General features: G+C 51.1%; 9 protein-coding genes and 2 pseudogenes. 5 read left to right on the top strand and 6 right to left on the bottom strand.

Annotated elements, in window-relative coordinates; genetic code table 11:
• Window positions 1-17 precede the first annotated feature (17 nt).
• Window positions 18-1,433, top strand: coding sequence for an FGGY family carbohydrate kinase (locus tag ACA068_RS22795; protein ID WP_497304956.1), 1,416 nt, complete (start codon window positions 18-20; stop codon window positions 1,431-1,433).
• 212 nt (window positions 1,434-1,645) lie between these two features.
• On the opposite strand, the gene ACA068_RS22790 is transcribed toward ACA068_RS22795, so the two are convergent.
• Window positions 1,646-2,425 (bottom strand): DeoR/GlpR family DNA-binding transcription regulator, encoded by a 780-nt coding sequence (locus ACA068_RS22790; protein WP_497304954.1) that lies wholly within the window; start codon window positions 2,423-2,425, stop codon window positions 1,646-1,648.
• 469 nt (window positions 2,426-2,894) lie between these two features.
• On the opposite strand from ACA068_RS22790, the gene eutH reads away from it, so the two are divergent.
• Both eutH and ACA068_RS22780 read left to right on the top strand, forming a co-directional pair.
• Complete coding sequence (gene eutH / locus ACA068_RS22785; RefSeq protein WP_497304952.1) at window positions 2,895-4,142, top strand: ethanolamine utilization protein EutH; 1,248 nt, start codon at window positions 2,895-2,897, stop codon at window positions 4,140-4,142.
• A gap of 59 nt (window positions 4,143-4,201) precedes the next feature.
• Complete coding sequence (locus tag ACA068_RS22780; RefSeq protein ID WP_497304950.1) at window positions 4,202-4,558, top strand: DUF1937 family protein; 357 nt, start codon at window positions 4,202-4,204, stop codon at window positions 4,556-4,558.
• Between the two features lie 191 nt (window positions 4,559-4,749).
• Here ACA068_RS22780 and ACA068_RS22775 read toward each other — a convergent pair.
• The 3 genes and pseudogenes from ACA068_RS22775 to ACA068_RS22765 form a co-directional block, all read right to left on the bottom strand.
• A pseudogene (locus ACA068_RS22775) lies at window positions 4,750-5,096 on the bottom strand (transposase); the annotation flags it as partial.
• Window positions 5,097-5,316: 220 nt separating this feature from the next.
• Complete coding sequence (locus ACA068_RS22770) at window positions 5,317-7,473, bottom strand: WG repeat-containing protein (RefSeq protein ID WP_497304948.1); 2,157 nt, start codon at window positions 7,471-7,473, stop codon at window positions 5,317-5,319.
• 9 nt (window positions 7,474-7,482) lie between these two features.
• Window positions 7,483-8,394: a tetratricopeptide repeat protein gene (locus ACA068_RS22765; protein WP_497304946.1), complete on the bottom strand. Its 912-nt coding sequence runs from the start codon at window positions 8,392-8,394 to the stop codon at window positions 7,483-7,485.
• 574 nt (window positions 8,395-8,968) lie between these two features.
• Here ACA068_RS22765 and ACA068_RS22760 point away from each other — a divergent pair.
• Window positions 8,969-9,208 carry a hypothetical protein gene (locus ACA068_RS22760; protein ID WP_497304944.1) on the top strand — a complete coding sequence of 80 codons (240 nt, stop codon included), beginning with the start codon at window positions 8,969-8,971 and terminating at the stop codon, window positions 9,206-9,208.
• A 397-nt stretch (window positions 9,209-9,605) separates the two neighbouring features.
• On the opposite strand, the gene ACA068_RS22755 is transcribed toward ACA068_RS22760, so the two are convergent.
• Window positions 9,606-10,031, bottom strand: a complete 426-nt coding sequence (locus ACA068_RS22755) for a hypothetical protein (RefSeq protein ID WP_497310690.1) — start codon at window positions 10,029-10,031, stop codon at window positions 9,606-9,608.
• Window positions 10,032-10,071: 40 nt separating this feature from the next.
• Between ACA068_RS22755 and ACA068_RS22750 the strand changes: the two are divergent.
• Window positions 10,072-10,364, top strand: a pseudogene (locus ACA068_RS22750) (IS30 family transposase); the annotation flags it as partial.
• A gap of 161 nt (window positions 10,365-10,525) precedes the next feature.
• Here ACA068_RS22750 and ACA068_RS22745 read toward each other — a convergent pair.
• A complete protein-coding gene (locus ACA068_RS22745) occupies window positions 10,526-11,557 on the bottom strand; it encodes a hypothetical protein (RefSeq protein ID WP_497304943.1) in 1,032 nt (343 codons plus the stop codon).
• Window positions 11,558-11,849: the final 292 nt, after the last annotated feature.

The following is an 11,849-nucleotide window of genomic DNA, read 5'->3' as shown; positions in this document are numbered from 1 at the left end:
CCGAGGAGACTTAAAAAATGCGTATTGCCGCTCTCGATCAAGGCACCACCAGCACACGTGTATTGGTTGTGACCCAGAATGGCTCTGCCGACATTCAGCATTCACTTCGTCATCAGCAGCATCATCCTCACCCGGGCTGGGTCGAGCATGATCCGCTTGAGCTGCTAAATAACCTCCAACGCTGCCTGGAATCCACAGGTCGCGTGGACGCTATTGGCATTGCCAACCAAGGTGAGAGCTGCCTGGCGTGGGATGCAAAAACGGGAGAGCCATTATCTCCAGTCATTGTTTGGCAGGACAACCGTACCTCCGCAGAGATTGCCAAGCTACGCAGCAACGGGGGCGGGACATTGACCCTTGAGCGAGCTGGACTTCCGCTTGATCCCTATTTTTCTGCGAGCAAGCTTGGCTGGATAGTGCAAAATCTGCCCGCAGCGCAGAGTGCTCTGAGTGCAGGGAGGCTGCGACTGGGGACCACCGACGCGTATTTTTTAGATCGTCTCGCCGGCGTCTTTGCCACCGACGTCACGACGGCCTCGCGAACTTCCCTGATGAACCTTTCGACCGGACAGTGGGACAGTGAACTGTGTGAGCTATTTGGTGTGCCCATCGAAACGCTACCGGAGATTCGAGACACCGTCGGGTACTTTGGCGAGATTGGCGCCACACCTGTAACGGCGTCCATTGTCGACCAGCAGGCCTCCCTCTATGGTCATGGTTGCCGTGCAGAAGGTGATGCGAAGATAACGTTTGGTACTGGGGCATTTGCTTTGACCTTGACCGGCGAGCAAATTATTCTCGCTCCGGAGAAGGGGCTTTTAGCGACCATTGCCTGGCAAATCGCTGGCAAGCCAACCTATGCCATGGACGGTGGCGTCTACGATGCGAGCGCTGCTGTTGAATGGGCCGGCCGACTCGGATTGTTCTCCGACTTTTCGGAGCTCGCAGGGTTTAACGAGCCGCCTGCTATTTCCCGGCAACTAGCATTTGTACCAGCATTGTCCGGCCTGGGTTGCCCGCACTGGGACCGAAGTGCAGCCGCTCTTTGGGTTGGCATGAATGGCGGCACAACTCGCCAGGATCTGTGTCAGGCCCTGCTGGAAGGTGTTGCACTGCGTAGTGTTGAAGTTATCACTGCCATGGATGCCTTTCTAAGTGTAACCGACCGGTTATCCATCGATGGCGGACTGGCGCGCAGCCCTTATTTTGCGCAGTTTCTTGCCAATGCTCTTCAGCGGTGCATTGTCACTCAACGGTTCGATGAGTTGACCGCTTTTGGTTGTGCCGCGCTTGCCGCTAAAGGGCTTGGTGTTGAATTAACCTCGCCACGCAACACCAGTACAGAGTTCAGGCCGAAAGTTAGCGTCGAAGATGCGATGCAATGGCGAACTACTTTCTCCGATGCGGTGACGCGCTGCAGGGACTGGCGTTAATTTCGTTGCGTCTGGCTGATGAGGAGCCGCGGAGCGGCGCCAAGCCGTGCAGGAGATCAAGAACTGGCAGTGCGTCCCCGAGTAATCCATGAGGCCCGAAATCGGGGCGTAGTGTCCTTCAACACTGAGAGTCAGAGAGTAGCGGATTTATTTCGTTTACTTGAAGCACGCTGGCGCGATAGTGGGGGGCTACACGCCCCCCACTTTGATTATTACCATTCTGATTTACTGATTGGCGGGGCTTCATGAACCTCCACACGGGCTTCTGCTAACGCTTTAGCCAGTTCGCCGACGGGTTTTCGGTCAATGATTAGTCGATCAATACGCTCCAGTGGGAACACCTGAAACAGTGCCCGCTTTCCCATTTTGGATGAGTCTGCAATCACGGTGAGATAGCGGGTACGTGCGATCATCGCCCGGGTAATCTCCGCCTCGTCTATGGAAAAGTCGAAAGCCCCATCTGAGCCCAGGGCGCCAATCGTCACAACGGCGTGCTCCGCATTGAATCTGGAAATTTGCTCCATGGCTAACGCACCGATGTTCTGTTCTGATTCAGGACGATACTCACCCCCGATTATGAATACGCGGTTGCCGCTCGAACCGATACTTCCGGCTATGAGCAACGAGTTGGTGATTACGGTAATGCGGTTGAGCTTGGCTAGTTCGCGAGCAAAAAATAGGGTGGTGGTTCCAGTATCGATGAGGACACTATCACCTGGCGCATAGAGTCCAGCGGCATACCTTGCGACTGCGCGCTTCTCTTGGGAAAACTCGTTCATCCGAGTTTGGAACGCGTTCTCATGCTCACCGCTAGGTGGCAGTGAGGCACCGCCATGGAACTTGGTGATCTGCCCATCCCCAGACAAGACGGTCAAATCCCTCCGGATCGTTTCCTGTGAGGTGTTGAGAGTCCGCGCTAATTCATCCACTGAAATACGTTCTCGTTGACGTAGAAACTCAAGGATATGTTGGCGTCGTTCGGTGGGGCGCATATGTCATTCCTCTGATGCTAGGTGAAGTGCTCCCTGAAAGCGTATTTCTGTTACCGAAAAACACAGGTGATGTGTAGGTAACAGGAGCAATGGCAGCTCAGTTCAATATGAGGAAGGAGCAAGCTTGGCATTCAGGCGAGTTACCTTCAGCGCGAGTCCATTGTGTAACGGGGGCCGGATGAAGAATACGCGGTGGAACTGCCCGATTCCAGTGGGTATAGCATTCAAAACCACAACAAAACAACGATTGGCATATGAAGTGTTTAGTAATGCGACGTGAAGTAGAGAGCGGTGGTTGAGTTAAGGCTACCTCACCGCCGCGTCAGTCCATACGGTCATTCACTATCAGTTACGGCTGATCAAGACACACCTGAAAGTACTCATGAGTTTTTGTATTCAATAGAAGGCGTGGCCGAGATCGGACGCCCCCATACACGCAGTTGACTCTGCACGCATATAGGTAAAGGCAATGGCAGAATTCGGAAACTACGTAATTTACCTGATCATGGTAGGTGCCGTAGTCGGGGCATTCGCCTCCGTGGTCAAGCCGGAAAGTGGACTGGGTAAAGAGTTCGTTAATGGCATCCATTCTATTGGGCCGGTGTTTCTAGCCCAGGCAGGCATCATGGTCGCTATCCCATATCTGTCCAAGTTCATTGAGGTGGCGCTCGGACCGTACTTTGGGGTCATGGGATCAGACGTATCAATCGCAGCCTTATCCATCATCGCCGTAGACATGGGCGGATATCAGCTCGCCGATGCACTTGCTGCAAACCGAGACATGTGGATCACGGCAATGATCGTCGGCTACACATCCGGCGCCACTATCGTTTATCTGATACCCGTTGGCCTGATGATGCTTGATCGTAAAGATCATAAGTATCTAGCTTTAGGTGCTATGGCCGGCCTCATTAGCATTCCCTTTGCCGTACTTGCATCGCTGACGATGATCACTGCTTTTAATCTACCGGTGCGTGAGATTGTGTCTACGACGTCGCCAGCGCTTCACTATTTGACCCTCGATTTCGTTGGGTGCGTCAAATTACTCGCCCCTCTATTCGTCTTCTGCTTCCTGTTGGCCGCCGGCCTACGCTACAGGGCGTCGTTCATGGTGGCCGGTTTTCTGGTCTTCGGCAAGGTGATGGATGCCTTCATCAAGATCATGTTGGCCCTTGCCATCGTGGAGCACTTCACCGGTTTTTTTATGAAAAATTTTGGTGTGTGGGGCTTCGACCCGATGTTCGCAGACCAGAAAGAGCTGTTCCGCGCAATCGAAATTGCCGGCTACATCGGCATCATGCTCGCAGGCACTTTCCCGATCTGCTACTTGTTCCAACGTCACTGTAAAAAACCAATGGAAGTTCTGGGTAAACATCTAGGGCTTTCGGCAGATGGTGCAACAGCGTTTGTGATGGTCTTTGCCAACATCATCGCGGTGTACCACTTGTTTAAAAAAATGAATGCACGGGACAAAGTTCTGTGTGTGGCTCTGGGTGTCTGCGCACAGGCAGCCATTGGCGATCATTTGGCATTTACCGCGAATTTCCAACCAACCCTAATCATGCCAATTTTGCTGGCCAAGCTCTTCGGTGGACTGCTCGCGGTTGCCATCGCAATCAGGATATCCGTACCTGCGGCCCAACGTTTTGAAACGGCGGAAAATGAGCAGGCTCAATCGGCAGCCAAGCGTGGCACCCCAGCAATCCAGGCTATCTGAATCGAGCATTCACTAATCAGGAGGGGCAGTAGGCCCTTCCATTTTTTAATGAGATAAACATGAGAAAGATCTTTCTAGCCTGTCCGTACAGCCATGCAGATGCTTCGGTAACCCACAATCGTTACATTCAATGCAACATAGTCGCCGCGACCATCATTGAGTCGGGCAATGTAGTGTTTAGCCAGGTTTCTATGTCCCATCCAATCAACCTCGCATTTGAAGGCAAAGACAGTGCCGCTATCGGAAAACTATGGGCACCGGTGGATGCTGTGTTCATGGATATGATGGACGAGCTGATCATTTTGGATCTTCCGGGGTGGGATCTGAGCTCTGGTATCAAGCGTGAAATCGAGTTCTACAAAAAACGGGGCCAAAGAGTAAGTCGGTGGTCCGATGTAGAAAGCGAATTCAGCTAACTTGCAAAGAGAGCTCAGCCCTAAATTGATATGATTTTTTATTTTAGTGATGGCCTGAGTTAGACAGGTGTTCTGGCTGATTTCGGCCATCACCGAGTTTGAAACTGGCGAGTCGATCCCAAACGCTCAAATCATTCACTTGTTCTGTCTTTTTAGCCGCTGCAAGCACCTCGCAGCGGCTATTCCCCACATTACAGGCGTACCTCTCCTGCATTGCTCAGTAAATGCCGGTGGGCCATCCATATTCGACAGCGCAAACAGCGTTACCAGCTGTGCCATGGTCTTGAGCAAGCCAGGGAAGCGCGTCTTCACATAACCGAACTCGCGCTTGACCACCCGAAATGGGGGCTCGACCTTGGCGCGCACGTGGGCCTTGCCCTTCTCGATCTTTGCGCTTGGCTTTTTATAGAGTGTTATGCATACCCAGCTTCTTGTAAGTACTGCGGCGGGCCGCGATCTGCCAGATCACCTCGCACTCATCATGCTCGGTACGCTTTTCGACGACGGTATAACCGGCATCGGCGTAGACTTCGTTCTCCGATCGCGGTAGGGACGGCAGTTACCTGCCGCCCCCCCCCCCGCACATAGATCCGTACGTGCGGAACTACCGCATACGGCACTTGATTACACATTCGAGGCACGTGCAAATACCAATGCGCGAACAGCTCGGATTTTCCCTTCGGACAAGACGCAGCCGATGCTCCGCTTGACGTATAGAGATTCGGTACTTGCTCTTCATCCATTTGAGCAGACGCGATTTAGTCTGGAATCACCGCGCCGTGTTGATCGTAGACGGTATAGACGTCATCGTCTTCCCCGTTGGAGGTCACAAAGGTATAGCTCGCTGTTTCGCGATCTTTTGTGGCTGAAGAGCTTCGCAGGGCGCCGGGAAATGCGGCGACAGACCTGTTGTCCGGCGTAATCAGCCGATAAACGTCTGCCTCCGACGTCAACGCCGTTCCGCCCAAAAAATTCCCTGCGCTGTCGTACATGAACGGGACGACCAGCTTGCCCTGGGTGTCGATATAGCCATATTTGTCATTGTTATCTTGGACGGCCGCGAAGCCGTTGGAAAATGGCTTGATCTGTTGAAAGCCGCTTAAGTCAAGATTGGATTTATGGGCCTCGCGATTAATGTAAAAGGTGTTGTCTTTTATATCGGTGACGAGCAGCAGACCGTCTTGGCCAAAGTGATCACTAATGTCTGAGTAGGGCTCGACGTTGAGTCGTTTACCTTCAGCGTTGTAAATGTCAAAGTTGCTATAGACATAATTTCCGTCTCCATCCATGGCTTGGGTTTGCCTGGATTTTAGTTGCTTGGGTGTGCGAATTTGGCTGTGGGTAACAATGATGCCGTCGTTAATCGCGAGGTCATAAAACTGGCCATCAAGAATCATTTTGCCGTTGCTTTGTAGATAAACTTCGCGCTGAAAGACGTCGCTGCTGTTTTGCCTACGGTGCTGGCTCGTGGTAATGAACGGGCCTTCAATGTCAATACTGTCGTATTTCAGCGGCAGAATGACTTTATGGGTGGTCGTGTCGACGAGTCCTTTTACCTGGTTGTGGGTGGGGTCTTTGTTGATCACCACGTAGCGGTTTTGATGCAGCGTGTAATCCATGATGTAAAAAGGCTGTGGGGTCAATGTTTTTGCCGAGTGATCTAACAAGTAGATTTGGCTATCGCCCTTGGCATTGGTGATGCTGTAGTAATCATCAACCACTTGATCGAGGCGAGGATAGGTTGGCTTGATCAGCCATTGCCCTTGCTCATCGATCAGTCCGTAAAAGTCGAGGTGGTCGCCGACAGCTGCAGTCAGCCCGTTGACGTAGTTGTCTCGTGTCTTCGTGACGGTGAAGCGGTACGTGCGCTGATGTGACGTGGGCTTGAGAAAAACAACGACTGAGGTGGGCGTGCCGCTGAATTGATAAGTGGCGAGGGTTTCAGGTGGGTGTTCTTTGGCGATCTCTTCTTTCGAAGGAAGGTGGTCAATGTAGTAGCTGGCCAGTTGCTTTGTATCGCTAATGGTGCCGCTGTCTATACGTTTAATGGTTTCCATTAGGAAGGCATTGTATTTTTCAATGTAGTACGCATCGTTGGTGTACGACGAGTGGCCATTCAGCTTCAGGGCTTTGCCCTGTGCATTAAACGCTTGCACGTTCAATAGCTTGTCGTGTTCACCGGCCGGCATCATCAGGCTGACCTCACCGTCTTTTATCGATTGCAGCGCGATGCCTTCCTGGCGAGCTTTGAATTTCTCGTCAAAGGTCAATTGCTTGACGGCGCCGGGTGACGTGTAAGTAGCCGATAGGTCAACGGCGACAATACGCTTGTTGGCATTGACAATCGTGACATCGTCGCTGTCCTTGGTTTTCGGGATTAATGTGGTGCCATCTTTAAAGTGGACTAATAGGGTCTGAAGTTGTACGGGAGGATACTGGTATTCGTCATAGCCAGGGGCTAAGGCATTGAAGCCGTACTCGCTAAAGTCAGTCTGCACATAAGAAAAATCACCGACAATTTTCTGTCCAAACTCCAACGAGTTTAAATACTGATCAAATTTGGCCTGTATCTGCGCTGCGCTGGGCGAGCTGAAGGGGATGATCTCTTCGCTGTCACTGTCATCCGAGGAGGCCGCTGATATTCGAAGGCTGGCGAGGCTGGATAGGTCATCCAGTGATTCAATCTGCTCGCTGAGCAGCGCTTTTATCTCGGTCAGGGATCTATCCCCGAGTTCGCTTTCCAGTTCTGCTTTTACCGCCAGATTGGCGGCCTGCAAGGCGGCCTGCTCGGATTCACGCTGCACTTGCGTGGCTTGGGTCTGAAGGTAAAGGACTAACAAGCCAATCGAGCAGACTGCGCCCAGCAGTAGCCATAAATACGTTGATTTGAGGCTTTTAAAGGTGTTGGTGATCATGGCAGTCTCCTACAGATCTAATACGGCAGCGTCGTGGGGGCAATCAGCTGCCGTTTCAGACGGTGTGAGTAAGCTGTTTACGTATTCTTTCGCTTTGGTCAGGGCTGAGCGTCGGCTGAGCCAGGTGAGTTCGGCCTGGGCCTTCTGGGAGCTGTTGGCTGCCGCTTTATGGAGCCAGAGGCTTTCCTGTTGTCGATCCATCGGTAAGTCACCGCGACCGGTGTCATAGGCCTGGCTGAGTTCATACTGGGCTTGAGGCAGGTTGCTGAGGGCCGCCCTGCATAACCAATAGTTGGCTTTGGCTTCGCTGCCGGCATAACGTCTCTCTAGGTCGCTGTCGGTGGAAAACTGGATCTGTGTCGAGCCGGCCAAGTAGAGAGTACTCAGGGCATATTGCGCCTGCGCGTGCCCTTGATTGGCGGCCTGCTCATACCAATACATGCCTTGGGGAACATTGCTCTCAACGCCGGCGCCGTTGGCGTATTGATCGGCCAGTTCAACTTGCGCCAGGTCCAGACCCTGTTCGGCAGCGCGCACCAACCAAACTTGGGCTTGTTGATCAGCCCCGCTACTTGCATCCAGCAGTCCGTTGCGATACATCGCAGAGATTATGAGCGCGATACGGCTGTTACCTCGGCTCGCCACTTTTTCATACCACTGCAATGCCTTGCGATAATGCTGCCTGGAGTAATAGAAATTTCCGAGGTTTTCAGCGGCGCACGTATCACCTTTGGACGCATCGGTGAGTAGACTCTGTTCCTGCTCTGTGCTCAGTGCGTATTCAAGCGTACAGGTACCAGTGTCGTCGGCTTGGGCGGTGAGGGCGAACAGTGCGGCGGTGATAGCCATCATGCAGGGGATTGCGACGCGTGTTCTGACAGTTAAGTGGATGGCCGTTTTTTTAAGGACTTTACGATTCATAACGGTCTGCATGATGAAAGTGGAATACCTAAGGTCGGATATCGGTTCTTGGTGCTGCTTGATTTGATCAACATTAATCCAAGGAGCCGTGGGTGGCAGGGTAGCGGTGCTATGAACAAGGGGATGTAAGAAGTTTCCGAAAAGCTAACGGGCCATGCACTTTGGGTTATGACGACGTCAGGCGCACCTTAAAATGGCGGCCCGAGGCGCTGATACCCCCGGTGTCATACATGGACGCTCCAGTTTGCCAAGCCGTCTTTTTGTTAACGCAAGAGCAGGGTTGAGATTGCAGTCATACATCCGGACTTTTACGAGGCCGTCGCCTCTTTCCCTGATAGAATTTGCTGATTGGCGTCTCAATCAGGATATCGCACTCAAGGTGCCCCGGCACCGACCCGAAGCCTCAAGTCAAAACGAACGCCGAGCTTATCTCATTCGATTTACCTGTACTCGCCCTGCCCAAGTAGGCGATCATAGCTATCGGTCGGTATTTTTTAAGAAATAGGCGCCCGGAATGTGCAGTGCTACATGGGACTATATTAATTGAAAGCGTACAAACCAATAGGCCACATATATGTTTGAAGGAATTGTCAAGCTGGCGCTAGTTATTTTTAATATTGCCGTGGTTGTATTGCTTGTCATCCTCAGCGTTAAAATTATTTTATGCGATGATCCCTCTGATCTAGGTAGAGCGGCTGCATTTATACCTAAATTTAGGCTGGTGCTTATCTATATTGTCGGAGCAGTTGGAGTCACCTGGATTGTTGGAAACGTCATTTTAGTTATTTTGTTCAGGGTGGCCGCAAAAAACTGAGTGCAACACCTGACCATTTCGGTACGGTGTTGCCTACCTAAAATCGAGCGCAATACAATGTCTTTGAGTAAATGGAGTTATCTGCTTTGCTGTGTTTGGCTAAGCGGGTGCAGCGATAAAAGGGGGCGATAGAGAAAACGGACAAAATCGTACGCTAAGCATTCGGGTTGTCAGGTTGAGGGTGTCGGCGCTGATGCGATTTTGAACCAGGGCGACTGATTTTGACTAACCCATTTACTGTCTCTAAAATATCCGGCAAAACACCATTTTTTAGCATTCGGGGGGGGCAAAAAACTCCGACAGATTGGTTCAAAATCGCATCAACGACAACAGTGATACTTTCTCGTCGCGTTGGAAGAATGGTCAGGTACCGCACTCAGTTTTCCCGGCTGCCAATTTAAGGAACGTTAATACTATTTTTTATATAAAATATTATTGACTCTTCATTTTCATAAGTAAAGTGCTCCTCTTCACCTTCTACGAATCCTTCAAAACTGCTTAGATGTTCATCAAATTCGATTAATTTGTTAGTGGTCAATTTATTACTAGAGCCTTTTTCATAGCCATAAACCTTATAATAAATTCCATAATGCACAGCAGTACCGTGATCTGTTTGGTCCCAAGAAACCAATACAAGCACGTTCTGTTTTCCTTGGACTGGGTAGAAAAACAGTGACTTGATCTTAGGATTCGCGCCATGTGCAGCGTATTTATCTACAAGACTTCTCTTCTTGCTTTTATCCGCCTCGGCCACTTCTAGTATCAGCGAGATAGGAAGCTCAGCGTCTCCAGTTTCCAAAAACGAAAGCTCGCCATTCTCCACTATTCCCGTCTTAAATGGACCTTCTATTATCTGTCCCTGCGGCAGTGAACTGGCCCGTCACGCCGAAATCACGGCCCACACTGGCATGAAGATTTACTTTGCAGATCCGCACAGCCCATGGCAACGCGGAGTAATGAAAAAACCAATGGCTTGCTGCGCCAGTATCTGCCCAAAGGCACTGATCTCTCACTGGTCAGCCATGAGCGACTGGACGAAATTGCCAACATGCTGAACACTCGACCACGCCAGACGCCGGGTTGGAGATTTCCGATCGAAGTACTGGTTGATTACCTTCAGCTATTAGCGAGCAACAAGCTCGAAACCATTAACTGACTGTTGCACTTGGAACCTGAGGCCGCCGCACCGATCTAACTTACGTAAGACGAGTTGGGCTGACGCTTACACGTCAGTCGCTTTCTGAAGTAACTTGATCGATGAGAACGTAAGTTTAGCTATTGGTGCTCTCACGGTTGTGGTGGACGCAATCATTGTATTCATCCGTTTCTTTTTTTCCATGCATCTTTCCACTTGACCCCATCTGTTGTGCGATAGCTCGCACGTGAAGTACAGCAGCCACCGGCCCCAAATGCTAATCGGCCGAATTCAATCGTGACGGCTCCTTTTTCCACCGTGAGTGACTCTAGATGACAAGTGGAGAAAGGGTAGAAGTCCGTTTCGAAAAGTTTAATTGCCTCCATGCTCTTTGATTCCCCTTTGAGTTCGTAGGCCGCACAGTTGTAAACAACTAAATGGAGGTTCTTCCCCGCCAATGTGCCTTTAAAAATCTGCTCCGGTGGTGCATTACGGAGCAAAAACTCTGCCTTGCTGAGTTCTGGTTCCGCTGGTTCCGCAGCTTTTGGTGCTGGTAGTATGAAAATAGCCGCGCCCAAAACCAACGTATGAACGACAATAGCAATACACAGACGCCGACGCGATGACGTTGTGACACCCTGAAGCGCCACTTCTAGGCATTGCGTCAGCATACTGCGCAAGAACTGACCCTCAGCACCAGACACAACTGTTTCGGGTTCAGTTTGAGATTGTTGCCAGCGGGGCAGAAAATCTGACGGTACTCGTTTTAGTACAAGCCCTATCAAATTACGCACCATCTTACCCTCACCCAATTCAGCACTAAGAGAATCGGCGGAAATCAGATTTTTTATGCGCGAATCCGCCAGCGGGAATGGCATAGACTCAACGCGAGTGACGATAGCGTCGACAAGTTGCGGTCCGAAGGTGCTTGCGTACGCTTTAAATGCCCTCTGTAGATTAACCGCACGCGCATGCATCGTTCCAATTATTAAATAGAGCGGAATGAATAAACAAAGCAACACAAAAAGCATCAGACCAACGAGCGCCAATGGGGAAAATAAGTCGAGCGTAGAAAAGCCCGTTTCAAAAACAAAATAGACAAGTGCTCCGCCTCCTAATAGCAGTGCTAACAGCGCGCCCTGAATGAAGTCGCTCGCAAATGCAGCTACTGACGGGTGGCACGTATATGCGGCGGAAAGGGCCTTGGAAACCATGGAAAGCGCTCTTGATAATGATAGTAATGTGATACATGTGATCCATAACCCGCTCGCTTTAAAAAAGGGGGGCTTATGTATAACGTAACATCCTTTCCGTACAGTTTCGCGACATTAAGGTTTCGTAGCCTTTTACTGACGAGGTCTGAAGCAAGCGCCCCACTGCGAGGCGCAGCCACGAGCTTCACGGGCGGAAACAGATGTCTTTGCCAGACGCTTACTTACATTTAGGTCCTTCGCTGTAAACAGAGCGCCCCGCCTTCGAGCGGGTCGCTCTCTTTGTATTGAGCCC

It is taken from the genome of Pseudomonas sp. LBUM1660, from assembly GCF_059695935.1.
This window is presented reverse-complemented; position numbering and strand designations above follow the sequence as displayed.